This window comes from Cryptosporangium sp. NPDC048952 (assembly GCF_043197895.1).
Classification (GTDB): Bacteria; Actinomycetota; Actinomycetes; order Mycobacteriales; family Cryptosporangiaceae; genus Cryptosporangium.
The window spans coordinates 897,160-921,468 of sequence record NZ_JBICTY010000002.1; the positions used below are offsets into that span (position 1 = coordinate 897,160).

At 70.5% G+C, this 24,309-nt stretch carries 21 protein-coding genes; 12 read left to right on the forward strand and 9 right to left on the reverse strand.

Annotated elements, in window-relative coordinates; all coding sequences use genetic code 11:
* Window positions 1–46 precede the first annotated feature (46 nt).
* The 11 genes from ACGFY5_RS12460 to ACGFY5_RS12510 are packed head-to-tail and all read left to right on the forward strand — an operon-like array spanning window position 47 to window position 12,093.
* On the forward strand, window positions 47–733 hold the full coding sequence (locus ACGFY5_RS12460; protein ID WP_392719690.1) for a hypothetical protein: 687 nt from the start codon (window positions 47–49) through the stop codon (window positions 731–733).
* Entirely contained in the window at window positions 730–1,044 is a 315-nt protein-coding gene (locus tag ACGFY5_RS12465) for a LysM domain-containing protein (RefSeq protein WP_392719691.1), read from the forward strand. The genes ACGFY5_RS12460 and ACGFY5_RS12465 overlap by 4 nt, the downstream gene beginning before the upstream one ends.
* Window positions 1,038–2,150, forward strand: a complete 1,113-nt coding sequence (locus tag ACGFY5_RS12470) for a hypothetical protein (protein ID WP_392719692.1) — start codon at window positions 1,038–1,040, stop codon at window positions 2,148–2,150. The genes ACGFY5_RS12465 and ACGFY5_RS12470 overlap by 7 nt, the downstream gene beginning before the upstream one ends.
* Window positions 2,150–2,647, forward strand: coding sequence for a phage baseplate assembly protein V (locus tag ACGFY5_RS12475; RefSeq protein ID WP_392719693.1), 498 nt, complete (start codon window positions 2,150–2,152; stop codon window positions 2,645–2,647). Before ACGFY5_RS12470 ends, ACGFY5_RS12475 begins: the two co-directional genes overlap by 1 nt.
* Entirely contained in the window at window positions 2,647–2,967 is a 321-nt protein-coding gene (locus ACGFY5_RS12480; protein WP_392719694.1) for a hypothetical protein, read from the forward strand. Before ACGFY5_RS12475 ends, ACGFY5_RS12480 begins: the two co-directional genes overlap by 1 nt.
* Window positions 2,967–3,335: a GPW/gp25 family protein gene (locus ACGFY5_RS12485; RefSeq protein ID WP_392719695.1), complete on the forward strand. Its 369-nt coding sequence runs from the start codon at window positions 2,967–2,969 to the stop codon at window positions 3,333–3,335. The genes ACGFY5_RS12480 and ACGFY5_RS12485 overlap by 1 nt, the downstream gene beginning before the upstream one ends.
* On the forward strand, window positions 3,332–5,551 hold the full coding sequence (locus ACGFY5_RS12490; RefSeq protein ID WP_392719696.1) for a baseplate J/gp47 family protein: 2,220 nt from the start codon (window positions 3,332–3,334) through the stop codon (window positions 5,549–5,551). Before ACGFY5_RS12485 ends, ACGFY5_RS12490 begins: the two co-directional genes overlap by 4 nt.
* Complete coding sequence (locus ACGFY5_RS12495) at window positions 5,541–7,877, forward strand: baseplate J/gp47 family protein (RefSeq protein ID WP_392719697.1); 2,337 nt, start codon at window positions 5,541–5,543, stop codon at window positions 7,875–7,877. Before ACGFY5_RS12490 ends, ACGFY5_RS12495 begins: the two co-directional genes overlap by 11 nt.
* A complete protein-coding gene (locus ACGFY5_RS12500; RefSeq protein WP_392719698.1) occupies window positions 7,874–9,649 on the forward strand; it encodes a hypothetical protein in 1,776 nt (591 codons plus the stop codon). Before ACGFY5_RS12495 ends, ACGFY5_RS12500 begins: the two co-directional genes overlap by 4 nt.
* A gap of 17 nt (window positions 9,650–9,666) precedes the next feature.
* Window positions 9,667–11,514, forward strand: a complete 1,848-nt coding sequence (locus tag ACGFY5_RS12505) for a DUF6519 domain-containing protein (protein WP_392719699.1) — start codon at window positions 9,667–9,669, stop codon at window positions 11,512–11,514.
* A 9-nt stretch (window positions 11,515–11,523) separates the two neighbouring features.
* On the forward strand, window positions 11,524–12,093 hold the full coding sequence (locus tag ACGFY5_RS12510; RefSeq protein ID WP_392719700.1) for a hypothetical protein: 570 nt from the start codon (window positions 11,524–11,526) through the stop codon (window positions 12,091–12,093).
* A gap of 47 nt (window positions 12,094–12,140) precedes the next feature.
* On the opposite strand, the gene ACGFY5_RS12515 is transcribed toward ACGFY5_RS12510, so the two are convergent.
* The 6 genes from ACGFY5_RS12515 to ACGFY5_RS12540 form a co-directional block, all read right to left on the reverse strand.
* Window positions 12,141–12,755 (reverse strand): hypothetical protein, encoded by a 615-nt coding sequence (locus ACGFY5_RS12515; RefSeq protein ID WP_392719701.1) that lies wholly within the window; start codon window positions 12,753–12,755, stop codon window positions 12,141–12,143.
* A 143-nt stretch (window positions 12,756–12,898) separates the two neighbouring features.
* The gene (locus ACGFY5_RS12520; protein ID WP_392719702.1) at window positions 12,899–14,932 is read right to left on the reverse strand and encodes an ATP-binding protein; all 2,034 of its coding nucleotides are present in this window, start codon (window positions 14,930–14,932) and stop codon (window positions 12,899–12,901) included.
* Window positions 14,929–15,588, reverse strand: a complete 660-nt coding sequence (locus ACGFY5_RS12525; protein WP_392719703.1) for a DUF4255 domain-containing protein — start codon at window positions 15,586–15,588, stop codon at window positions 14,929–14,931. The genes ACGFY5_RS12520 and ACGFY5_RS12525 overlap by 4 nt, the downstream gene beginning before the upstream one ends.
* Window positions 15,589–17,031: 1,443 nt before the next feature.
* Window positions 17,032–17,904, reverse strand: a complete 873-nt coding sequence (locus ACGFY5_RS12530) for a hypothetical protein (RefSeq protein WP_392719704.1) — start codon at window positions 17,902–17,904, stop codon at window positions 17,032–17,034.
* On the reverse strand, window positions 17,901–18,428 hold the full coding sequence (locus ACGFY5_RS12535; RefSeq protein WP_392719705.1) for a phage tail protein: 528 nt from the start codon (window positions 18,426–18,428) through the stop codon (window positions 17,901–17,903). Before ACGFY5_RS12535 ends, ACGFY5_RS12530 begins: the two co-directional genes overlap by 4 nt.
* 22 nt (window positions 18,429–18,450) lie before the next feature.
* On the reverse strand, window positions 18,451–20,007 hold the full coding sequence (locus ACGFY5_RS12540; protein WP_392719706.1) for a phage tail sheath subtilisin-like domain-containing protein: 1,557 nt from the start codon (window positions 20,005–20,007) through the stop codon (window positions 18,451–18,453).
* Between the two features lie 300 nt (window positions 20,008–20,307).
* On the opposite strand from ACGFY5_RS12540, the gene ACGFY5_RS12545 reads away from it, so the two are divergent.
* Window positions 20,308–20,973, forward strand: a complete 666-nt coding sequence (locus ACGFY5_RS12545) for a BTAD domain-containing putative transcriptional regulator (RefSeq protein ID WP_392719707.1) — start codon at window positions 20,308–20,310, stop codon at window positions 20,971–20,973.
* Between the two features lies 1 nt (window position 20,974).
* On the opposite strand, the gene ACGFY5_RS12550 is transcribed toward ACGFY5_RS12545, so the two are convergent.
* The 3 genes from ACGFY5_RS12550 to ACGFY5_RS12560 form a co-directional block, all read right to left on the reverse strand.
* On the reverse strand, window positions 20,975–21,751 hold the full coding sequence (locus tag ACGFY5_RS12550) for an ArsR/SmtB family transcription factor (RefSeq protein ID WP_392719708.1): 777 nt from the start codon (window positions 21,749–21,751) through the stop codon (window positions 20,975–20,977).
* A 61-nt stretch (window positions 21,752–21,812) separates the two neighbouring features.
* Window positions 21,813–23,438 carry a substrate-binding domain-containing protein gene (locus ACGFY5_RS12555; protein WP_392719709.1) on the reverse strand — a complete coding sequence of 542 codons (1,626 nt, stop codon included), beginning with the start codon at window positions 23,436–23,438 and terminating at the stop codon, window positions 21,813–21,815.
* A complete protein-coding gene (locus ACGFY5_RS12560) occupies window positions 23,438–24,214 on the reverse strand; it encodes a DUF4062 domain-containing protein (RefSeq protein WP_392719710.1) in 777 nt (258 codons plus the stop codon). Before ACGFY5_RS12560 ends, ACGFY5_RS12555 begins: the two co-directional genes overlap by 1 nt.
* Window positions 24,215–24,309 lie beyond the last annotated feature (95 nt).

A 24,309-nucleotide genomic window follows, 5' to 3' on the forward strand; every position in this document is an offset into this window, starting at 1 on the left:
AGGACCGTGACAGCCGAGTAACGGCGGTTGGCTCAGAATCCGCGGCATGGCGAGCGGTCGGGTGGCAGGTCTCAGCGGCGTTGCCCGGCCACTCCGCGGAGCGCTGGTCGAGGTCGATCGATCCGGTCCGCTCTCGAAGCTGATCGTCTTCCAGTACAACCCGCACCAGATCACCCGCTCGGTACGGGCTCGGTCGGTCGGCGAGGAAGATCCCGAGGCCGCGAAGGCGGACGCCCTCCGTCTCACCGGTCCGCCGATCGAAACGCTGTCGATGACCGTCGAGGTCGACGCCGCTGACCAGCCGGATCCCGTGGCCGGAGTCCACTCCCAACTCGCTGCCGTGGAGACGCTCCTCTACCCCCCGTCCGAGCAAGTACGCGCCAACCGGTCGCTGAGCACTTCCGGCTCGTTCGAGATCGTTCCCGCGCTCGCACCGCTCGCGCTTCTGGTGTGGGGGCCGCGGCGGGTCGTTCCGGTTCGGCTGTCCGACGTCTCGATCACCGAAGAGGCCTTCGACGCCGAGCTCAACCCGGTCCGCGCGAAGCTCGGCCTCACCCTGCGCGTGCTCACGTATCTCGATCTTCCGGCCGACAACCCCGGCGCTCACGTCTTTTTCGCCCACCACGTCGCGAAGGAGAAGATGGCCGAGCGCGCCGTCGTCATGACGTCGGCGGGAACGGGCTCCCTCACGTTCTCGTCGTTCGCCGCGACCCTGCGTCCGGGTGTCCGTTGACCGCCGGACGCTACGCGAACTCCCGGCGCGCCGTGACGACGCTTCCGGACGGCGCCGACGGTTTCCGGGATGTTCCCTACCTGCGCTCGCGACTGTTGCCTCCACCGGACTCCGGTCGGCTGCTCGCCGAGCACACCGTGACCCGCGGTGATCGTCCCGATCTGGTGGCCGCCGCTTACCTCGGTGATCCCGAACAGTTCTGGCGGTTGTGTGACGCCAATCCCCTGCTGCATCCGGACGAGCTGACCGGCGAAGACGCCATCGGCACCCGGATAGCGATTCCCCTGCCGACGGGAGCGGCGAGATGGTGAGCTCCGAACTGCTGACGGTGGCCGTCGGCGCGTCGGAACCCCGGCCGGCTCCGGCGATCTTCCTCGACTGCTTGCGCCAGGTGCGCGTTACCCGCACCGAATCCGGCCGATCGGCGTTCCAGTTGGCCTTCGCACTGCCGCCCGTCGACCAGCTCGGACAGGTCGCTGCCGATGACTTCGATCTCTTCAACCGGGTCCTGCTGTCCGCCACGGTGAACGGTGCGCCGACGACGCTGATCGACGGTGTGACCACCCATCGGGAGCTGACGAGCGACGGCGGAACCACCGGCACGGTCGTCACGCTCACCGGTGAGGACCTCACCGTTGTGATGGACCGCGAGGAGCGTTCGGCCGAGTACCCCGCGCACAGCGAAGAGATGATCGTGAAAAGCATCCTCGATCGGTACGCCCGGTACGGCATCCGGGCGAACGTCGTGTCACCGCCGACGTCGAGCGCGCCGCCGGAGGACGAGCGGATTCCCGTCCAGCAGTCGACCGATCTGGCGTGCCTGCTGGATCTCGCGGCGAGGCACGACTACGTGTTCCGCATCGATCCGGCGACCGACTCGGCGCCCGCCACCGCGTACTGGGGACCCCGCCGGACGTCGTTGCCGCGCGTCGACCGGCCGTTGTCGTTTACGCCCGACTTCCCTACCGCCGAACGGCTCAGCGTCCGTGTCGACGGCCTCCGGCCGGTCGAGGTCACCGGGACGACGCAGGATCCGGAGACCGGCGGCACCGTCGCGGTGAGCGCTGTCGGCCTATCCGGGCAGCGCGGACCCGGTGTACCGATCTGGGAAACCTACCGAGCTCACCTGCGCACCGAACGCTACCGATCGAGCGGGCCGAACGCCGCTGACGCGACGGCGTGGGCCGCCGGACGGGCCGCCTCGACGGCCGAGGCCGTCTCCCTTACCGGTCGTACCCAAACCCACCTGATCGGTGCGCTGCTGCCGGTGCCGGGAATCGTCGACGTCGCGGGCGCCGGCTGGGCGCACGACGGCGAGTACCGCATCACGCAGGTGACCCACACGATTTCGCGTGCCGAGAACCTTCATCTCCAAGACTTCACGCTCAGCCGTTCAGGGCTGGCCGGTGAGCGCTGATGAGGGCGTTCTACGGCAAGTACCGCGGCACGGTGACGGGCAACACGGACCCGAGGGGGCAGAACCGCATCCGGGTCAGCTGCCCCGCCGTGCTCGGCGACGGACGAACGAGCTGGGCGCTGCCCTGTGTTCCGTACGCGGGTGACGGCCTCGGACTCGCGCTGGTTCCGCCGATCGGCACCCAGGTCTGGGTCGAGTTCGAGGGCGGGCACCCCGACCACCCGATCTGGAGCGGTTGCTTCTGGGGCCGCGGTCAGGCGCCCCGCGACACCGAGCAGCCGTCGATCAAGGTGCTCCGGACCGAAGGCCTCACGCTGACGATCGACGACACACCCGGATCGGGCAGCGTCTCACTCGTCGTCGACAGCCCCGCAGTGCCGGCGCCGCTCACGATCCGCTGCTCCGCGACCGGCATCGAACTGGTCAACGGAAACGCGAAGGTGACGCTGACCGCCGCCACCGTCTCGGTGAACAACGGCGCGCTGGAGGTGATGTGATGCCCGGGGAGCTGATCACCACGACGACCGCGGCGAACTGCGCACACGGTGCTCGGGCGCAGGTCGTTCCGGGTGTATCGCGGGTGCGTGTCGGCGGGCAGCCGGTCGTGACGGTCGCGGACGTCTACACGGTCGCCGGTTGCACGTTCGCGCCGACGGCCGGCAACGGACCGTGCGTGACAGCCCGGTGGGTGGTGGGCGCGTCGCGGGTCCGGGCCGGTGGTGTGCCGGTGGCGCTCGGCGGATCGGCGTCGACCTGCGTGCCGACCGCCACGCCACTGGTCGTCCCGGTCGTCCAGCCTCGAGTGAGGGGTCGCTGATGCCCCATCTGGCGTTTCCGTTCCGCCTGGACGGGCGGGGGCGCAGCGCGGAGGCCGACGACGTCGCCCACGCGCGGGCGCTGATCGAGCAGGTGCTGTTCGTGGTTCCCGGGGAACGGGTCAACCGGCCGGGGTTCGGCAGCGGTCTGCACCAGCTGGTGTTCGAACCGGCGGGCGGCGAACTGCTCACCGCCGCCGAGGCCCTGATCCACGGCGCGCTGGTGCAGCAGGTGGCTGACGACGTCGACATCCGCAGCGTCGAGGTGGCCATGGATCCGGACGCCGAATCGACACTGCTCGTCACGGTGCAGTTCCGGCCACGCCGCAGCGGGCCGGTCTCCACCGCCGTGTTCTCCCGGACGTCATGAGCCGCGCCCCGGCGCCCGCGCCCCGGCCCGACCCGAAACCGGATCCCAAGCCGGATCCCAAGCCGGATCCCAAGCCGGAGCCCGAGCCCGACCCGCGTCCGCCGGAGCCCTCGGACTCGACACCCGATCCGGAACCGCCGGGGCCGCCCGCGATTCCGATCGATCCCGGCGGACTCAACGCGATCGAGGAGATCACCGTCCAGGACGGCGTGACGCTGCGGGTGCGCTGCCGGCTGCCCGTTCCGGCCACGGTCGACGCCGCCGCGCTGCGCGTCCTCGGAGGCGTGAACGGTCCCGTCCGGATCCGTGGCACCGCCTCACCGGGCACGGACCCCGAGGCCGCACGTACGCTCCTCGTCACCACCTCCGGCGGCGATCGCTCCGCCCACCGGTTCGAGATCGCCGACCCGCTTCTTCACGGATTCGACCCGGAACGCGCCGCCGCGGTGTTCACGTTCGCCACCGGCGGCCACCCGCCGCCCCCGGAGTCCCCGCCCCGGGTCGAACCGGCCCCCGACCCGCACGTGGACTATCTGCGCCGCGACTACGCGGGCTTCCGGCAGACGATGCTCGACCGGCTCAGCGTACTGACTCCCGGCTGGACGGACCGCGGGCCGGCCGACCTGGGGGTCACGCTCGTCGAGCTGTTCGCCTACGTCGGCGACCACCTGTCGTACGCCCAGGACGCCGTCGCCACCGAGGCCTACCTGGCCACCGCCCGCCGACGGATCTCGGTACGCCGGCACGCCCGGCTGCTCGACTACCCGATGCGCGAGAGCGTCGCGGCCCGCGTCTGGATCGTCTTCACTGCCGACGCCTCCGTGGAGGTGCCGGTCGGCACCGAGGTCGGCACCGACACCGTGTTCACGACGCTCGCTCCGCTCACCGTCGATCCGAACCGTGACGCGCTACCGGTATCCACCATCGATCCGATTCCGGCCGGCGCCCGCGCGGTGACGCTCACCGCCGATGCGGCGGCCGACCTGCGGCGCGGCGACCCGCTGATGCTCGACGACGGCGTCCGTCGCTGGGTGGTGCGGCTCGATTCCGACCCGTTGCCGGCTCCCGGCGGAAGCCACGTGCGCTGGTCGCACGACGACGCGCCGCCATTCGCCCTCGCCATGACGAACGCGGTGGCCCACGCCAACCTCGTGCTCGCCGAGCACGGCCGCCGGGTCGGGCCGGAGCCGCTGGTGCCGCCCGTGGTACCCGCCACCGGCGACTACCGGCCGCGCCTCTCCCGACCGGGCATGGCGCACGGCCAGAACTCCGCTGGTGAGCCGGCCACCGCCCGGCTCGTCGTCCGGGGCAGCGGCCGAACCTGGGCGGTGGTGCCCGACCTGCTGGACAGTGACCGCTTCAGCGATCACTGCGTCGTCGAGATGGACGAGCGGGCGGTGGCGCACCTGCGCTTCGGTGACGGCACACACGGCCGACGCCCGGAGCCCGGCACGTCGTTCACGGCCGAGTACCGTCTGGGCGGTGGTACGGCGGGCAACGTCGGCCCCGGTGTGCTCAGCAGGCTGCCGTCGTCGTTCCGCGGTCTCCAGGTCGACAACCCACTCCCCGCCGAGGGAGGGCTGGACGCGGAGTCGCTCGACCAGGTGCGGCGCTGGGCGCCGGTCGCGCACCGCGCACACCGACGCGCGGTGACGTCCGCCGACTGGGTCGCAGCCGCGCAGCGTCATCCGGAGGTGCAGCAGGCGATCAGCGTCCGATCCTGGACCGGTTCCTGGTTCACCGACGTGGTCACCGTCGATCGGGTCGCCGGGCGCCCGGCCGACGACGCGTTCCTCGCCGAGGTCGGCGCGTTCCTGGCGCCACTGCGGATCTCCGGCGGCGAAGTGCGGATCGCCCCCGCGATCCCGGTGCCGCTCGGCATCACGCTGCTGATCCGCCTCGCCGACCCGCGTGATCACCGCACGGTCGACGCCGCGCTCCGCGACGCGTTCGCACGGTTCTTCGACCCCGCGCGCTGGGGTCTGGGCGAGGACGTGTTCCTGAGCTCGGTGGTCGCCACCGCGACGGCGGTGCGCGGCGTGCACGACGTCGAATGGCCGCAGTTCGAACGGTTCGACCGCCCGGCGTCCGACGAGGTCACGACCGGACGTATTTCCCTCGGACCGGCTGAGGTCGCCCGATGCCCGAACGATCCGGACCGGCCGGAGCGGGGCACGCTCGCCCTGCGTTTCCCGGAGGCCAGTCATGTCGACTGACCGTCACGGAGCGGTGCTCGCCCGCCTGCGGCAGACGCTCGGCGAGCGCCTGCCGTCGCTGGCCGGCGCACCGTCCGACGACCCGGCCATCGCCTTGCTCGATGCGTTCGCGATGGTGGCGGACGTGGTCGGGTTCTACTCCGATCGGATCGCCGACGAGGCCTACCTCCCCACCGCTACCGACGACGTGTCGGTTCGCGCGCTGGGCCGCGCTGTCGGTGTCGAGTTGCGTCCGGCGTCGCCCTCCTCGGTACTGCTGGCATTCACCGTGGACGACGCGCCCGCCGGAGCCGCGTCGGTTCTCGTGCCGGCCGGGACGCCGGTTCAGAGCATCCCCGGTCAGGGTGAGACCGCGCAGACGTTCGAGACCGTGTCCGACCTGGTCGCTACCCCGGATCGCAACCCGGTCGGTCTGCACCCGACCGGGCCGCAGCTGATCGACCCCGGAAGCACGAGCGTGCGGCTGGCCGGCGCGTCGACCGGTCTCCGTCCGGGCGACGCGCTGTTGATCCGCGGACTGTCCGACGACCTGCCGTGGGCGCTGCGGACCATCCGAACCGTCGTGACGGAGACCACGGCCCCGGCGGCCACCCGGGTCGGCTGGACCGAACCGCTACGCGAATTCGCCACGGTCCCCGGAGCGGCAAGCGGCTTTCGCGTGCGGGTATACGCACTCCGGATCCGGGCTTCGCTCTTCGGCCACAACGCGCCCGATTGGCGCGCGATGCCCGACTCCGTGAAGCTCGGGTACGTGGAGAATCCGTCAGATCTCCCGGGCACGACGGAGTGGCCAGATTTGCCGCTCGGCAAGGTCAACCTTCCGCTGGACGGGCAGCACACCACCCTGGTTCCGGGCTCGCTGCTCGTCGCCCAGCAGGGAATCACGCTCGAGCTGTCGTCCGTCTCCGCGGTGAGGCACCGGACCCTCGCCAACTTCGCGCTGTCCGGACCGGCCACCGTCGTCACGGTCACGCCGGAACTCGAAGAGATCACTCCCGAGCGGCGTCAACTCGTCATCCACACCGGATCGGAGGAATTGGTCCTGGCCGAGGAGCCGGTGGTGGCTCCGCTGGACGGTCCGGAGCTGCGGCTCGAGCGGGCGATCGACTTCCTCCACGGCGCCCGGGTCCTGGTCTCCGGTACGGATCGGTACGGGACCGCCCACGCGCAGCTCGCCCACGTCGTGTCGGCCCAATGGTCGATGGACGACACGATCGTGACTCTCGACGCTCGTCTGGCCACACCACTGGTTCCGTCCGGCGTGCGGCTGTACGCGAATGTGATCGAGGCCACCGCCGGACAGACCGTCACCGACGTACTCGGCAGCGGCGACGGCACGGCTAACCATCAGACGTTCTCCCTGCATCGCCCGGGACTCTGCGGTGCCCCGACCGTCCGCGTGGACGGCGTCGCCTGGACGCAGGTGGACAGCTTGTTCGGATCGGGACCGCACGACCGCCACTTCGTCCTTCGCCTCGACGGTGAGGGCGTGGCCCGGGTCGAGTTCGGGGACGGCGTCCGGGGAAGCCGGCTGGCCACCGGCATCGAAAACGTCACCGCGACGTATCGCGTCGGCGGCGGGGTCGCCTCCAACGTCGCGCCGGGGTCCCTCACCCTCCTGCAGCGGCGGCCGCTGGGGGTGCGTGCGGTGGTCAATCCAATTGCGGCCACAGGTGGCGCCGACGCGGACGACGTCGCCGGGGCTCGCGCTCTGCTTTCGCTGCGGGCACGCGAGCCGGACCGCGTCGTGACGGTGCTCGACCACGAGGAGTTCGCCTCGGTCTTCCCGGGAGTGGCGAAGGCCCGCGCCTATTCGCTGCCGGACGGCCGGATGCAGCTGACGGTTGCCGGTCCGTACGTCCCCGGAGGCCCCGCTGCGCCCGAGGCGACCCTGGCCGCACTTCGGGAAGCGCTGGCTGCGGCCGGGGGTCCCGCCGAACGGGTGGTCGTGAGCGCCTGCGCCGTGCGCCGGTTCGCGGTGGAGCTTTCGGTGGTGACCGAGCCCGATCGGATAGCGTCCGACGTGTGTGCCGCCGTGCTCGGCGCGGTCCGCACCGCCTACGGGTTCGATGCCCGGGACTTCGCGCAGCCCGTCACGCCCGCGGACGTCCTCACGACGGCGCAGCGGACGGTCGGTGTCCGTGCCGTGATCCTGACCGCACTGCACGCCACCGGCGGGCTGCCGACCGATCTCCTCGAGCCGTCCGACCGGGCGGTGTCGAGGATCTCGGCGGCCCCGGGCCGGCTCGATCCGGCCGACGTGGCACCGGCCGAGTTGTTGCTGGTCGACGACGACCTGATCACCGTGCGGGAGCTGAGCGCATGATCTACGAACTGCTGCCGGCGGAGCACCGCATCCGCGACGCCGAACTCGGCCATCCACTGCGGGCGCTGCTGGAGCCGATCGAGGCCGAGTACCAGCGCCTGCGCAGCGGGATCGACGGACGGTACGCGGACCTGTTCGTGGAGACCTGCTCCGCCGAAGTCCTACCGCTGATCGGCGCACTGCTCGCTGTGGACGACGGTGGCGTGGTGGCCCGGGGGTCGGTGGCCAACGCGGTCCGCGTCCGGCGAGCCGAGGGAACTGCCGCCGGGCTGGCCCGCGCGGTACGGGATGCGACTGGCTGGGCCGCGCACGTCGTCGAATCGTTGCCGCTGCTCGCGTCCACGCAACACGTGAACTACCGTCGCCCGGCAGCGGTGCGCACTCCGGACGTCCGGGATCCGGACCGCGGTGGCCCGTCCTTCCGCTCCGTGGCGGTACGCGGCCCCTATCGGCCGGACCACGTCCAGGTGCACGTCCATCGGATCGAGGCTCAGCCCGCGTGCGGCCTGCGGCCGGGCGCCGTCAGCGACCGCCCGTGGGCCTGGACGTTCGACCCCGCAGGCCGGGACCGGCAGCTGTACGTCCGCGCCGATCCGCCGATTCCACTGGATCACCGGACGCTACGGCGGCTGGCACGCGCCGGTGAGCTCGATACCGCGCTGCGCATCGTGCTCCAGGACGGCCCGGTGGCGATGGCGCGGGTCCGCTCGGCGGATCTCGGCACCTGGGTCCGGCCCGCCGACGACACGGTGGCCGTCGACCCGGTCCGGGGTCGCTTCGCACTGGGCAGCGCCGTGACGAAACTCGGCGGCATCCGCGTCGACGTGGCGTTCGGCGGTGCCGGGGACATCGGCGCGGGTCCCGGCGAGCACCGGGCACTTCTCGCGGCCGCCGATGCACCGCTCCCGACGTCGCCCGAATGGCAGTTCGTCGTAGCGGATGGCCGCACGCTGACGGACGCGGTCTCCGCGTGGGACGCCCGCGCCGGAACGGCGCCCGGCACCACCGGCGTGATCCGCATCCTGGACAGCGTCACTCAGCCGGGCCCGGTCGCGTTCACCGCGGCCGCCGGTGAACACCTGATCGTCGTGGCCGCCGATGGCGCCTGCCCGTATGTGGACGGCGGCGTGACCGTCACCGGCGACGTGGTGCTGGCCGGTCTGCGCGTGCGTGGCGCGGTCGCGGTGAGCGACAAGGGTGCTCCGTCGCTCGTCCTGGTGGGCTGCACCGTGGGTGGCGTGACCGTCGGCGCGACCCGCACCCGACTGCACCGGTGCGTCACGAGCGCGCTGAGCGTTCCGGCCGGCGTTCGGTGCGCGTTGTCGATCAGCGAGAGCGTGGTGCAGAGCTCCGGGATCGACGCTCCCGCGGCCGACGTCGTGCTCGACGCGGTCACGCTGTTCGGGAGTCTCTCGGCGCGGACGCTCACCGCCACTGACAGCATCCTGCTGGAACCGCCGAATCTCGGCGGCCCCGGAACCCTGTCCCACTCATACGCACCCCCGGGCGGGGGCACGCTCCGCCGTGCGCACTGCCGGCCGGAGGGCGATCCCAGCGCGGTGCCGCGGTTCGCCTCGACCGCGCCGGACGACCCGGCGTTCGGGCAGCTCTCCCCCGTGTGCCCGGACAGCATCGCCCGCGGTGCGCGCGATGGCGAGGAGATGGGCGCGTACCGCTTCCTCCGGCGGCCCGCCGGGCTCGATCACCTGCGGGCGCAGTTCGACCGCCATCTACGACTCGGCCTGACCGCCGACGTCACTTTCGCCACCTGACGCCACGGAAGGACGACATGAAGGGCGACTTCACCCGGCGGACGTTCCGGGCCGAGAAGCACTACCGCACGGTGCTGATGCAGCAGGGTCGCGTCCAACTCGACTCCGATTGGAACGAACAGCACGAAATCCAGCGGCATCACGACGAACTCGCGATCCGCGACACGGTCGGCGCATCCGGCGCCCCGATGGACGGCGCCGGGTTCGCCATCGAGGGACTCGAGGCCGGACCGCAGGTCGTCAAGAACGCCGATCAGGTCACGATCTCGCAGGGCCGCTACTACGTGGACGGCATCCTCTGCGAGAACCACACTCCGCTGGACCTGTTCGCGCAGCCCGACCTGGCCGAAGAGCCGATTCCGACTGCGGCCGGCAACTACGTCGCCTATCTCGACGTCTGGCGCGAGCACGTGACGGCACTCGAGGAGCCCACGCTCCTGGAGCCCGCCCTCGGTGGCATCGACACCGGCACGCGAATCCGCACGGTCTGGCAGGTCCGGCTGGAGCAACGGGGCAAAGCGACGGCGACGGCGGACGAGATGGCGGTGTGGAAGCCCACCGCGACGATCGACGAGCCGGTGACGCTCGCGGCCCGAGCGCCGTCCGGTTACCGGCGGCCGACGAACCAGCTGTACCGAGTCCAGATCCACACGGCGGGCACCTCGGGGAACGCATCCACCTTCCTCTGGTCGCGGGAGAACGGCGCGATCGCCGCGGTGGCGAGCGTCTCCACGGGGCGCATCACGCTCGAGTCCGTCCGCCCGGAGGCGCTGGACGCGTTCGCCGCCGGGAACCTGGTCGAGGTCAACAGCGTCGGCCGCACGCGTCGAGGGCTACCGGGCTTCCTGGCCACGGTGAACCGGATCGACGGCGCGACACTCGTGTTCACCGATTGGTTGAGCCCTCGTCCGGACGGGGACCTCACCGGCTCCGGGCCGGTGATCGCGCGGCGCTGGGATTGCGCCGCGGCCGTGCCGGTGCAACCTGGCTGGCAACAACTGGAGGACGGTATCGAGATCCAGTTCTCGGCCACGGGCGGGTACCGGACCGGCCACTCCTGGACGATCCCGGCGCGGACCGCCGCGCCACACGCTGAACTCGGCTCGATGGGCGACATCGAATGGCCCGCCGGCCCCGCCTTCCGGCCCCCGGAGGACGAGGACCACCACTACGCGGCGCTGGCCCTGCTCAAGGTGAACGGCAAGAACGAGTGGAGCCACCAGAGCGACCTCCGTCGGCGGTTCCTGCCCCTCAGCGACGCGCGTCCCGCCCCACTGTTCGTACCCGCCGACGGAATCCACGTCGAGAACATCTACTTCACCACCGTCCCTCGAGAGCGAATCGACTTCAGCACCTCCACCGATCTGGAAACGCTCAGTGGTGGCATCACGATCGAACTGGATGCTGTGCCGCGAACGGGTCGCGTCCCTTTGCCTCCGATGATCACGGTCACCCTCGACGTCCCCCACTTGACCGAAGTGGGTGAGAACCTGCGGCTCGCCGGTACCCGGGCATTCACATTGGATGGACAGGTCAGCGTGAGTGGACAGTCGATTCAGTGGATGCTCAACAACAACGCGAAGCAGTGGGTAGGCCAGTTCGCGACGAGTCTGATCGGGTGGGGCATCACCTCCTCCACGTGTTCCGTGCGCGTCCACTCCGCGCTAGTTATCGACGGAAGCGATCCGCCGCTGATGCTCAACGGTTTCGCCCGGACGACCTGGACCGGGACAAAGCTCAGCCAGGTCCTGCCGACCGTGAACGACGTCCACGGCGCGGATTACACGGTCCGCTTCTCCGTCTCGCTCGACCCCCCTGCCGGACAGTTCGACATCACGAATTTCGACGCCAGCGTCTGGAGATGAGAGAACGCCATGGAGAACAGGCTCAAGTCGTCCGATACCAACAAGCAGGGACAAACCCCGATTCTGGCCTCGGACTGGAACAAAGTGGCTCGGGCGGTGGCCGAGCTCCAGGGCGGGGTGACCGTCGGGCCCGACGCCCAGGGTTTGGAGGGAATACTCGGCATCGGACTGTTCCACAGTGATCCCTGGGAGCTGAGCACGACGTCGGGAACGTTCGTCAAAGCCGTGGAAGGAACGGTGAAATTCCGCGAGAAGACAGCGGTCTTCCTCGTCGGCCACGGCCACGGCCAGGTGTCCGACGGCCAGTACCCGTTGGAGACCGCGCTCGCGGTGAACGGCGCTCTCGTCGCTCGCCGGAACAACTCGGACGATCAACTGCCGTGGGGCGGGGGCGTCTATCAGCCAGCGGCGTCGAGCCTGTCGACCTGGACGCAGGTCATCGCGATGGGGACGGCGACCGTCGACGCCGGGGAGCGGAAGTTCGAACTCCGCTTCCGCTCCCGCCCCCGCGACGGCGTGACCCGCCGCGTCACCCTCAGCGGCGCCACCCTGTTCGCCCTACACCTAGGCACCGCCTGACGCTACTACGGCGGCAGCATCGGGCGCCCCAGAGGAAGTCACCGACCTCAGAGACCTTTCGCGAAATTTTCATAGGCCATTGCCTCATTCGACCGTGCTGCATCTTCCACGTCCCGATTGTAACCCTGCCAATCGGATGCGAACCGCAGCGGCGCCGCCACATCGTACTCCGGTAGCAATTGAGGATTAGGAAAGTTTGTTATCTTTCGGAGCGAGAAGTGAAAGGTTGGATGCGGTTGGTTCTGAACACAAGTCTGCAAGACCACTTTATATTGGAAATCATCCGCCCATTTCTCCTGAGGGTTGCCAGCACCCAACCCTTTCTGCACGAGACTGCCACTGGCTTTTGCATTAACGATTCCCTCGACCGCGTTGTCGAAACGTCTCAAGTCTCGGTACAGAATCACTTGCCCAGTTCCAAGTGGCCCACTATTCTTGACATTATTTCCATTCTTCCGCGCCGCCGCATAATCGGCGACCCATTTCGTGAGGTCCACCATAGCGGCAGTAAGTGCACTGTCACTTCCTGTTTCTAAATCGCTCGGCTTCCACGGTTTCATCGACGGCTTCTTCTTGTTCCCCGGATAATTATTCAGAGTAGAAGCTATCTTCTGCCGGGCAATCTGGATACGAGTGGCGTTGGGCAGTTGAAGCTGTTCCATCTGAGCTCATCTCTCGCTCTCGTAAGGCGAACAAAGAAAGACGTCTCGCAGCGTTAGTGAAGTGAGCACCGCATCGGCGAGACCGTCGTGAGAATCCGGCCAGAGGGGATCGGACTCCAGAACCAGGTGGTCGATGTGGAGGGTTACGTCGTCCATGTGGCGACCTCCGATGCGGGGAGCGGGCGTTCCAGTTTTGTGTATTCGGTGCGGGTGGCGGCAAGGATGTGGGACATGTCCAGCGGCTCGCCGGCGTCCGCGGCCCGGTACGCCGCGCCGAGCGCGATGTTCGTGATCACCGACCCCGACACCGACAACCGCGCCAGCGCCTCGACGTCGAGATCCTTCGTCGGCGTCGCCGGCGGAAACGCCCGGCGCCAGATCTCCACGCGGGAGGCCTCGTCCGGGAACGGGAACGGCACGACGAACCGGAGCCGCCGGAGGAAGGCCTGATCCAGGGAGTCACGAAGGTTCGTGGTCAGCACAGCGAGTCCGCGATACGCCTCGATCCGCTGCAGCAGATATCCGACCTGCGCGTTCGCGTGCCGATCGAGACCGTCCTTGACCTCGCCGCGCTTCCCGAACAACGCGTCCGCCTCGTCGAACAGCAGCACAGCGCCCCCGGCTTCGGCCGCGTCGAAGATCCGCCGGAGGTTCTTCTCGGTCTCGCCGATGTACTTGCTGATCGTCTGGCTCAGGTCCACCCGGAACAGGTCCAGCCCGACCTCGTTCGCTATCACCTCGGCCGCGAGCGTCTTGCCGGTACCGCTCGGGCCGGTGAACAACGTGGCCGTACCCAGGCCGCGGCCACCCCGGGCGGCGAAGCCCCACTCGTCGAGCACGGTGAGCCGGTGCCGCAGGTGCGCGGCGATCTGGGCGATCAGGCCCCGCTGCAGGGGCGGCAGCACCAGGTCGTCCCACGTCACTGCGGAGTCGATGCGCTGGGCGACGTCGTCGATGGCGGGCCGGGTTCGGCGCCGGGCCGACGCCCACAGCGCCGGGCCGTCGAGCGGGTCCGTCTCGGCCACGATCGCCGTGACCTCCGCCGGCCCGAGGTCGAACTGCCCCGCGATCCGATCGACCCACCCCGCCAAGTCAGAGCCCTCAACGCTCGGCCCGCCCCCGCCGCGCCCCACCGCACCGCCAGCGGCGCCGGCTCGCCCCGACGTACCCTCGCGACCCGCCGTACCATCGCGCCCGGCCGCACCCCTCCGCCCCACCGCATCGAGCACGCCCCGCCAGGCCTCGCGGCGATCCACGAGCCGATCGGTAGCGACTTCGACCCGTGGCAGCAGGCCCGCATTCCGGCCCGGCTCGGGCATCGTCACCACGGCCCGCGCGTCCAGGCGCTCGGCAAACGTCAGAGCCCGGCGCCGCTCGGCGTCGCCCCCGGCTCCGACCTCGAGCACCCACACGACGCCGGTCAGCAATTGCTCGCGCGCGCACAACATCACCAGCCCCTGCCGCGCCTCGGCATCGGCGGGAAGGTCCACATCCCGGATCAACACCGCCTGACACTCCCCGGCCGACCCGACGGCGCCGCTTGCCCCGGCGACGCTGACCGCCGCGGCCGCGGCCGCGGCCAGGCGGAGATCGGCCGCACGCCGACCGTGCACCACCACCGCTCGCGCTCCGGCCGCCCACTGCCGCGCCACTGCCCTCGCCGCATCGGTCAGCGTGGGGGTCACCGCACCGGGCACCTCCAACGGCTCCGACACCGCGGCGATCTCCGCGTCCAGGTAGTCCACACCCGCCAGCGCGTGCAGGATCCGCTCGTCGATCTGCAACGCGCTCGTGGTCGGAACCAGTGAGTGCGGGAGCCGCACCAGCCGCCAGCGCCGGAGCGGCCCGCCCGGGCTCATCGCCGCCCACTCCGCCCCGGGCAGGTGCGCCAGCCCCAGCGCGAACGTCGCGTACGTCCGGTCCAGGTCGCCCTGCGCCCGCGCACACGCGTGCGCGAACCCGACGTCGAATTCGGTCCCGGCCGCCATGAGGAGCAACGACCGTTCGAAGTCCGACAGCCGGAACCGTTTCCCGATCTCGTCGAGCCGCGACGGCGCCGGCAGCTCACGCCCGCAGTCGTCCAACGCCTCGACTGCAGCGTCGATGTCGTCGGACGCCCGATCCTCCAACCGCAACTGCAGCACCCGGAGCGCGAGCCGCAGGTACTCGCTGCTCACGGCGAGCTCCGGGGAACCACGCTGACCCGGGGGTCCACGACCCATCCGACGGGATCCACCGGCTTCGACAAGCCGTCGACGATGGCCACACTCGCCCGGTACGCGGCCGACAGCCGATACGTCGAGTGGAACATCGAGGACCACAGCCTCGACGCCTCCTCGATCGACATCGGAATCATCCCCAACCGCACCGACTCCACCTGCTTCGCCAGATCGGAGTACTGCTCCCACGAGTTCGGGTCGGCCTTCACCGCCTCGCCGACCGTGGCCGCCACCACCTCGCTCGTGAGCAACGGACGATCGGCCAGCGCACTCACCGCCAGCCCCATCAGCCGCTGCGGCTCCAGCTTCGACTCGTCGCCGGTGAAGGTCAGGAGGTAGTGCAGGTCGAGTCCCTGTCGTGGACTGTTCACGAGCGTGCCGTCGCTCAGCCGGGACGGGAGCATTTCCGCGGCGTAGATGCCGTTCGGAACGACGTGGTAGAGGAACACGTTGATGCCGCGCGTCGACGAATCGGCCTTGGCCACCAGCGACGGCGGCCGCAGCGTCGTCACCCGCGCATCCTCGACGCGGCCTTTCCGCACCTCGGCGAGCGCCTCGCTGACAGTTCGCACCAGCGCGGCGGTGACCATCGCGATCGCGAGGTGGTTACTCACCGTTTCGCCGATCGAGGTACTCGTCGAGCGACAGCCGACCCGCCCGCTTCGCGGCCGTGCGGGGCGGTGGCTGCGGGGCAGCGCGAACTTCCACGCGCCCGATGTGAATCGTGATCCGTTGTTCGATCACTGTCGGCCCGTCAGTGGTTGCTCTCTTCGTGATCGACGCCGAGCCGCGCGCCACCGCAGGATGGCGCCCCGGCTCGGGCTCGGGCCGCTCGGTCGCCCGGCGTCCGAGCGGCCCCCCCGGCGGCACGAGCCCCGCCCCGCCCGCAGGGCGATCTCCCCGTGCGAACACACCAGACGACGCGTTCGTGTCCGGTGGCGCGGTCTCCCTCGTCCCTCCGGTCCGCCCTCCCGTCAACGTCGCATCCGCCGACGCAGCCGGATCGAGCGACACAGGATGCTCCGCCGGAGCAGATCCGTCCACCGACACGGGGAGCTCGGCCGACGCAGCCCGGCTCCGCGACCCAGGGGGCCCCGCCGACGCAGACTGGTCCCGCGGCGCGGGATGCCCCGCTGGCGCGGAGCGGTGCGGCGACGCGGAGCTGACCGGCGGTGCAGGGCCCTCGCCCGGAGCGGACCGGTCTTGCCTCGCGGACCGTCCAAGTGGCATGAGGCCATCAGGCGCGGACTGGTCTCGCGTTCCCGATTGCCCTGGTGACATGGACCGAGCCGGCGCCGCTGGCTGGGCCAGAGGTGTGGGCTGGTGCTCTGCCGGCGGAGTGTCCTTCGACGGCATTGGCGAAGCGCTCGTGGCGTTGGCGGTGAGGTCCGCGGTGGGCACGACCGGGGCCTCGAGGGGCGAGGCGTCTCGCCTCCGCGGAGGCCCTGACGCGGCCCGCCGCACCGACGCCTCACCCCCGGCGGCCGGGCGCCCGCCCGCCACAGACGCGGCGGCAGAGTCGTTCGCCTCTCCCCCACGCCCCGGCGGGGCCGACACGGACGCCACACGCGCCACCGGCGTCGCACGCGCGGCAGGCGCGGCAGAGGTTGTGGGCGCGGCCGGCATCGCCGGGGCCGCCGGAGTTCCGCGCTCCGGTGGGTGCGTCGGAGATGCGGAGACGCTGTCGTCCGCAGGGGGCGGGGCACCCGGTGACGCGGAGACACGGCCGCCTGCGCGCGACGCGGTACCCGGCGACGCGGGTCCCTGAGCGGGAGCCGGCAGCGCCGATGCCGGGGCTGGCGGGCCGGGATGCGGGGCGCTGCGCTCGGGGCTGCGAGCCACCGGACCGAGCGGACCCGGGCCGACACCGGGCTCGCCCGAACTGGGCACGCCCGAACTGGGCACGCCCGAACTGGGCACGTGCGGATCGCCGCCGACCTCGACGAGCCACGGATCGCCGCCCCAACCGGGTTCCGGCTCGAAACGGTGGCGGGGCGCCGGTTCGAGAGCCGGGAGTTCCCCGAGCGCCCGAGCGACCAGCGTGGTGAGGAAGCCGCTCATCCGATCAGCTCCAGATACGCCGCCCGGCGGGCCGGGCTCAGCGCGAAAATCTCCGGCTCGGTCCAGCCGTACGCCGCCGCCAGCACGTGGACGTCCTCCAGCAGCCGCAACGCGGCGACCCGCAGCTCGGCCCACAGCAGCACCGCGACGTCGATCACCGCCTCGGTATGCGCCCCGCACTCGCCGCAACGCGCCACCACGGTGAGCGCCGAACTCTCGGCCACCGCCTCCATGGCCCGCTCCACGGCATCGGCCACTTCCGCATCCGCTGACGCCTCAGCGCCCTCCGCCGTGGCACCCTCCGCGGCCGCCTTCGCGCCGTCCGCCGCGACGCCCTCCGCCATGGCGGTGTCCACCATCGCCTTCACGCCCTCCGCCGTGGCGGTTTCCGCCGTCGCCGCGGCCGGGTCCGGGGCCTCCGCGGCGCGGGTGGCGGCGGACGCGGCCGACCCCGCGACGGGCGCCGCGAGATCGGGGGCGCAGAGCGACAGCAGCGCGCGCCGGGCGTCGGCGACCGATCCGTGCAGCGCCTGCAGATCCGCGGACGTCGGCAGCCGGAACACGACCGGCCGGCCGGAAACCTCGACCGAGAACCATGCACCCGGCGCCCGCCAGGGCGACACCGGCAGCGCCCCCAGGTCCACCGGAACCTGCAGCGTCTCGCCGCACCCGACGCACGAAAGCACAGTGCGCACGACCCCGCCGCGCAGATCGCGCAATGCCTCGATCAGCGCCCCGTCCCGGCTGCCGACATCGACCGCCGCAGCGGCCTCGAGCGACACCCCGGTGAGCGAGGCGAGCAACGCCGCCGCGTCCGCTCCGGCGGCGCCTTCCCACGCCCCCAGCACCCAACCGGGATGGGCGCTCATCCGGCCGGGTGGGTGAAGCTCGGCTCGGTCGGTTCGACCACCGCGAGGTCTCGTTCCCAGCCCTCGTTCTCCAGCTTGATGTGCTGGATCGCGACGTCGTTTCCCTTGGCGTCCAGGTCCGGCAGCGCCTGGTACTCCGACACCCAGCACCGGAGGACGTGATAGCCGAGTACGAGCTGGCCCGCCTCGTTGTAGACCTCGATCACGACGTCCTTGCGGAAATCCGCGAGTGAGAGCGCCGCGCCGGGGCCACCTCCGATCTCGTGGATCTTGTTGGCCCACTGTTCGAACGCGACGTCGTGGGTGACTCCCCGCTCCAGGGTGATCGGCCCGTAGTCGGTCGCTCCCGGTGACTTGCGGCTGGCGCTCGGGTCACCGCCGCTGCGGTGCTTGACCACCTCGGTGGTGCGGGTCAGCGCGCTGACCTTGCTCACCCCGGCCACGTACCGCCCGTCCCATTGGACTCGGAACTTGAAGTTCAGATATGGATCGAATCGCTGGGCGTTCACGCTGAACTGCGTCATTTCCGCTCCCCGGGATCCCGGCTCAGGCCTGGGCGATCTGCTGTAGCGACAGCACCACGAACTCGGCCGGACGAAGCGGCGCGAAGCCCACCTGGATGTTGACCCGCCCGTTGTCGACGTCCTGGGCCGTGGTCGTGTCCTTGTCGCACTTGACGAAGTACGCCTCCCGGCTCGTCGCACCCGCGAAGGCGCCCTGACGGAACAGCCCGTTGAGGAACGCGCCGACGTTCAGCCGGATCTGCGCCCACAGTGGCTCGGCATTGGGTTCGAACACCACCCACTGCGTGCCGCGGAACAGCGTCTCCTCGATGTGCAGCGCGAGTCGACGCACGGGCAGGTAGCGGTACTCGTCGCCGTACTGGTCACCTCCACGCATGGTCCGGGCGCCCCAGGACACCGGCCCCACTCCGGGGAGCGTTCGCAGCACGTTGATGCCCAGTGCGTTGAGCTGACCGATCTCGGCGTCGGTGAGCGGTACGTCGAGATCCGATACTCCACTCAGCGTGGCGTCCACGCCGGCCGGGGCTTTCCAAACTCCCCGCGTGGCGTCGGTCCGTGCGATGAGACCCGCCATGACGCCGCAGGCGACGAACGTGCCGAGCCGCCCTTCCGCGAACTCGTCGCTCTGCCTGATCCGGGGGTAGTACAGAACGGCGTTGCGCGCCCTCTCCCCTGCAAGCCCAAGGCCCCCCAGGGCGCCCGTCGCGTGCACTACCGGTTGATCCGTCGACTGCCGCGCCGGGGGGTCGACGACCAGCACGGCTCGGCGCTTGACGCAGTACGTCAGCGCGGCGTCGTAGACGGTCTTGAGATCCGCGACGAGCGCACCGGGCATCGGCACGCAGAGCAGGTTGAAGTCCGCGTGGTCGAGTGCGTACAGGCCCTTGTGGTCGGTAATGAACGTTCCGGTCGAACTGTGGTAGTCGGTGGTCGCGAGGTTCGTGCCGTCCAGTCCGGCGGTCGGCTGATCGGCTGCCGCGGGTTTGGCCGGAAACGCCTTGGGAGGTGCCGAGGGCGCCGCATCGCCGTCCTTGACGCGCAGCAACTGGGAGTCGCTCGCGAGCACCTGGTCGACCTTGCGCGGACCATCGCTTACGGTGAGATTCCGAAAGACCTCGCGTATGCCCCGGTCGGGATCAGCGGCCGTCAACTCGAACAGCGGGCTCGTCTCGTCGGACGGGCGGGTGACCGTGACCTCCAACCTGTCCGCCCAGGAACCCGGTTCCGCCGCCACGAGCACGAGCGGGTTGTTACCGCTGCTCGCGGGCAAGGTCCAGGTCGTCGCACCGGACTTCTTGGCGTCCGACCCGGTCGTGATCAGGCGGACGATGACCGCTTGACCGCCGCCATTGGCGAAGAAGTCGCGGACGGCGTAGCTGACCGGTGAGTCCTTCCAGAGCCCGCCGAACTGACGACCGTAGTCGGCGTAGCTGTTGACCAGGACCGGTGTGCCGACCGGGCCTCGCTGGGTGCGCCCGACGAACGCGGCGACCGACGTCGCGGCCCCGCTGATCGTCCGGACGCCGCTGGGCACTTCGGTGACGTAGACGCCCGGATAGCTCGTGGTGACAGCGACCATCGTGCCCCTCTTCCCTGCGTCCGTTCCGCTGTGCGGACCAACCGGCGGCCTCAGCGTAGGGACGGGGGCTCACCGCGGCGTCACACCTTCGTCACCAGGCCCCAAGCCGGGAAATCACCGGTAGCCTCCACCGCGGAACTTCCCTCCATGGTGGACATGAGCCTGCTCCTTAGCCACGAAGGAGCTGGTGGGTAGGGGTGTTCGGAGGACCAGGGGGCGAGCTGGCCGCGCCGGCTCACGCACAGGAAGTTACTGCCCGTGACACTTCACTCCGCTCGTCCATCGCCGCGCAGAGCCAGGTTGCGTCTCTTCGACGGCTTCTTTCTCGAAGTGGGAGGCGAAGAGATCGAGCTCGGCTTCGGCGCTCAGCGCCTGCTGGCATTCCTGGCGCTGAACGGACCGTCCACCCGGACGGTCGCGGCCGGCCGGCTGTGGGGCGACGTCACCGAGGAACGGGCACAGGGAAATCTTCGAACGACCGTCTGGCGGATCAACCGGAAGGTGTCCTGGCTCCTCCGTACCGAGTTCCGCCGGCTGGCGCTCGCGGATGCCGTCACGGTCGACGTCGTCGAGTTCGCTCGCAGCGCGATCACCCAGTTGCACAGCGGAGAGACCACCGTCGACGGCCCGTACCGCTCGCCGGTGCAGGAGCTGCTTCCCGGTTGGAGCGACGACTGGGTCGTCTTCGAGCGTGACCGGCTCCGCCAGCTCGATCTGCACGCCCGCGAACACACCGCCGGCCAGCTGTACTCCCGCGGCGAGTACGGACTTGCGCTGAACCTCGCGCTGGAGGCGGTGTCGCAGGAACCGCTGCGCGAAAGCGTTCGCAAGCTGATCGTCCGAATCCATCTTTCGGAGGGCAACGCCGCCGAAGCCCTCCGCGAGTTCCACCGCTATCGCGAGCTGCTGGCCGATCAGCTCGGGCTTGCCCCGTCGGAGGAACTCACCGGCTTGGTCGGCCAGTAGGTCAGGTCAGGGCCGCACTGGTTTCGAGGAGTGACTTGAGGTCGGAGACCAGCCGCGGCCAGCCCTGGCTGATCATCGTGCGCAGGAGCCCGTCGGGCTCCAGCTCTCCGTGCACCACCGTCAACTTGACGACGCCGTCCTCGGCCGGTTCGAGGTCGAAGGTGACCGCGGAGCGGGGCTCGTCGGCGAGCCGTTCGCGCGTTGCGTGGTCGACACCGTTCGCAGCGGCCCATTCCGGGGTGAACGTGTGCCAGGTGTACGACAGCCGCCGGTAGGGCTCGCAGACGAGCACCCGCTGCTCGGGGTCCTCCGTGGCCGCGCCGCGTTCGGTCCAGGTCATCGGCGCGCCGACGCTCCAGTCGGAGTCGAACGTGACACCCCAGTAGGCCTTGGTGAATTCGGGATCCTGCAGGGCCTGCCACAGCTTCTCGGGGGTCGTGCGGATGTAGGTGGTGTAGACGAAGTCCACGGTGCTCTCCAAAGCGGTCTTGAGGTCGGCAAGGGCTCGGGCATGGCCGCGGTGGTACCGGTTGATCCAGCGGTCAGCGATGGCAGCGATCGGCCCGGCGTCCAGATAGTGCAGTTTTTCCCGGCCGGAGCGGGACACCCGGATCAGACCGGCGGACTCGAGCACCGCCAGGTGCTTGCTGACCGCCTGCCGGGTCATGTCGAGCCCGGCGCACAGTTCGCGCAAGCTCTGCCCGTTGCGCTCGTCGAGACGGTCGAGCAGCAGCCGGCGACTCGCGTCGGCCAGCGCTTTGAACGCATCGTCGGACACGGTCCACCCTTCGACATGCAACCTTACGGTTGCTTAATATAGGCAACCTCAAGGTTGCCCGTCAAGGTTCGGCGCCCAGTTCGGTGACTATCGAGAGGAGGGCGGTGGTGAGATCGCCGGTGCGGCCGAGCACGGGGGCGTGCCGGTCGAGTTCGTCGAGCATCGGATGCGGCAGGCGGATCGGCACGACGTAATGGACGACGTTCGGTTTGGACGTCGCCACAGCCTCCAGCAGTTCACGCCGGCGCCCTTCCGACGCCACCGTGTCCGCGCGGGCGGTCAGCGTGATCACCGCGCGCGTCTCGGGGTTCTGCGGGTCCGGGTCGAGTTTCTCGAGGTGTTCGGCGGCGCCGACCATGGCTTCGAGCAGCGGCGTCCGCCGGGTGGTCGTCGCGGTGGCGTCACGCAGGGCGTCGGGGAGCGTGTCGGCGAGTTCCTGGGGACGCTCGAAGCGCGGATCGTCGGGCGCGCCCGGCCGCCGCGGCAGCGGATCGACGAGCCCGTCGGACGGATCGGGGAACCCGACGAGCGCCACGTGGTCGGTGTCGGACAGGCGCCGCAGCGAGGTCCGCAGACCGGCCCGCAGCGCGGCGCGCTCGGCGTCGGTGAGCGGCACCGACTCGTCGAGCAGGATCGTCAGCCGGACGCGACGGCGCAGCTCGTCGGTCCATTTCTGCAGGACGGCCTGCACGACGCTGCTCTCCCGGAACCACTCCGACCCCCTCCGCACCGGCCCTTCGAACCGACGCGCGGCGAACTCCTTCCGGCCGACGGTCCCGGCCAGCCGGCGCTCGAACGCGTCGGCGAGGGTCTTCACCGCGCCGCTCAGGTGCGGCCGACGCACGTACGGGTGGTCGGTGCGCGCGCTCTCGTTGCGGATCGGCAGCGCTTCCAGCGTCGACGCGAGCTTCGGGTACTGCGCGAACAACGCGCCCTGCAGAACGATCGCGTCCGCGCCGTGCAGGAGCGACCGCGGCTGCTGGGCGGCGTCGAGTTTGCCGAGGAAATCGACGATCTCGGCGGGATACCAGGCGACCGCGCGTTCGATCTGCAGGGCGAGCGCCGGTGAGGGTCCGCTCCGGATGCGCTCGACGCCCGGCAGCGGTCGAGTCGACCCGGCGCGGTAGGCCAGCAGCGTGGACATCGCGCCGGACGTCGAGTCGCGGGCGTTCTCCTTGATCAGGAGCAGACGCTGCTCGGCGACGGCGTCGCGGATGTCGCTCCAGGTGGGGGGCTCTGTCGGAGTCCAGCCCAGCGCGGCCGCCCGGTCCTTCGTCACCGCGATGACCATCCGGCTCGAGGCGAGCGAACGTCCGATCCGGACCCGTTCGGACGCGGGCAGGCTGCTGTTGAGCAGGTTGACCCAGAGCGAGTCCGACGGGAGCCAGACGTCGGGGGCGTCACCGGGCGCGCCGCCCCACAGGTCCTCCAGCTCCTTCTCCGCGAGCCCGGACGACTTGCCCTCGACGCGCACACACGTGCCGATCGACCGCGCGACCGCCTCCACGGCACCGGGGCGTTGCCGCTTCCCCGTGTACTTACCGGGTTCGATCGAGGACCACACCTGCAATATCGCCGAACCACCGCACAGGTTGGCCGACTTCGTCGGCACCAGGATCCACGCCGCCAGGATCACCACCGACCCCGCGAGCACACTCACCGCGTTCGCGATCGCCGCCCGCCGCATCACACCACCCGCAGCGCGGCCAGCCGCACCAGGCAGCACACGGCGAACGTGGCCAACCCGACACCGACCACGATCGGCTGGCCGATCCCCGCGTGGTGCACGAGATTCCGGGCGACGAGAGCCGCCGACCCGAGCGTCGCCATGACACCGGCGATCGTGATGCCGCCGGGCGATGTGACGTCGGCGAGCAGCTGACGGCCCCGGCTCCGGCGGGTGCGGGTCAGCACCGCCTGCTCGACCTCGCGGGCCAGCGCGTGCGGAGCCGACGGCAGCGTCCGCTTCCCCGGATCGACGCCGATCCGGGCGCGGAAGTGTTCGATCGGTCCGCGGTCGGAGTCCATGTCGCTGGGAAGCCACGGCAGGTTGTCGGGGGCGACCCAGAGAATCCGCGGACGACCGGCGCCGGTCGCGTGGGCCAGCTCCAGGTCGGTGAGCGACTCGTCGTGCCGGTTCGGGCGGGGACCGTAGCGCCAGGCGTAGAGGCCCAGGAACAGGTCGCAGCCCTCGATCTCCGCGAGCCGGGCCGGTAACGGCGCTTTCGGCCGGCCCGGACCGGGAGGGTCGCCCAGGGGCTGCGCGCCCAGCCGGCGGAGCGTCTCGATCACCGTCGTGCGGTAGCGATTGAGGTCGTCGAGCGTCGCGGAGACGTAGACGTGCAGGCAGGGCGTCACGGTGCGGCGCCGGAGCTTCCGCAGCGCCGCCTGCGCGAGTAACGACACGACGATCACGATGCCGACGCCGGACTGCTGGTACATCCCCAGCACGACTTCATCCATAGTGGATCCCACCCCGATCCGAGCTGACGTATGTGTACGTACCGCCCGGACGGGGGCGATCGTAGCAAACAGTCAGTGGTGGGACAAACGTTCGC

Coding starts and splice junctions, on each gene's coding strand:
- ACGFY5_RS12460 (WP_392719690.1), top strand. CDS start 47: ATGGCGAGCGGTCGGGTGGCAGGTCTCAGCGGCGTTGCCCGGCCACTC.
- ACGFY5_RS12470 (WP_392719692.1), top strand. CDS start 1,038: ATGGTGAGCTCCGAACTGCTGACGGTGGCCGTCGGCGCGTCGGAACCC.
- ACGFY5_RS12475 (WP_392719693.1), top strand. CDS start 2,150: ATGAGGGCGTTCTACGGCAAGTACCGCGGCACGGTGACGGGCAACACG.
- ACGFY5_RS12480 (WP_392719694.1), top strand. CDS start 2,647: ATGCCCGGGGAGCTGATCACCACGACGACCGCGGCGAACTGCGCACAC.
- ACGFY5_RS12485 (WP_392719695.1), top strand. CDS start 2,967: ATGCCCCATCTGGCGTTTCCGTTCCGCCTGGACGGGCGGGGGCGCAGC.
- ACGFY5_RS12490 (WP_392719696.1), top strand. CDS start 3,332: ATGAGCCGCGCCCCGGCGCCCGCGCCCCGGCCCGACCCGAAACCGGAT.
- ACGFY5_RS12495 (WP_392719697.1), top strand. CDS start 5,541: ATGTCGACTGACCGTCACGGAGCGGTGCTCGCCCGCCTGCGGCAGACG.
- ACGFY5_RS12500 (WP_392719698.1), top strand. CDS start 7,874: ATGATCTACGAACTGCTGCCGGCGGAGCACCGCATCCGCGACGCCGAA.
- ACGFY5_RS12505 (WP_392719699.1), top strand. CDS start 9,667: ATGAAGGGCGACTTCACCCGGCGGACGTTCCGGGCCGAGAAGCACTAC.
- ACGFY5_RS12510 (WP_392719700.1), top strand. CDS start 11,524: ATGGAGAACAGGCTCAAGTCGTCCGATACCAACAAGCAGGGACAAACC.
- ACGFY5_RS12515 (WP_392719701.1), bottom strand. CDS start 12,755: ATGGAACAGCTTCAACTGCCCAACGCCACTCGTATCCAGATTGCCCGG.
- ACGFY5_RS12530 (WP_392719704.1), bottom strand. CDS start 17,904: ATGAGCGCCCATCCCGGTTGGGTGCTGGGGGCGTGGGAAGGCGCCGCC.
- ACGFY5_RS12535 (WP_392719705.1), bottom strand. CDS start 18,428: ATGACGCAGTTCAGCGTGAACGCCCAGCGATTCGATCCATATCTGAAC.
- ACGFY5_RS12540 (WP_392719706.1), bottom strand. CDS start 20,007: ATGGTCGCTGTCACCACGAGCTATCCGGGCGTCTACGTCACCGAAGTG.
- ACGFY5_RS12555 (WP_392719709.1), bottom strand. CDS start 23,438: ATGCGGCGGGCGGCGATCGCGAACGCGGTGAGTGTGCTCGCGGGGTCG.
- ACGFY5_RS12560 (WP_392719710.1), bottom strand. CDS start 24,214: ATGGATGAAGTCGTGCTGGGGATGTACCAGCAGTCCGGCGTCGGCATC.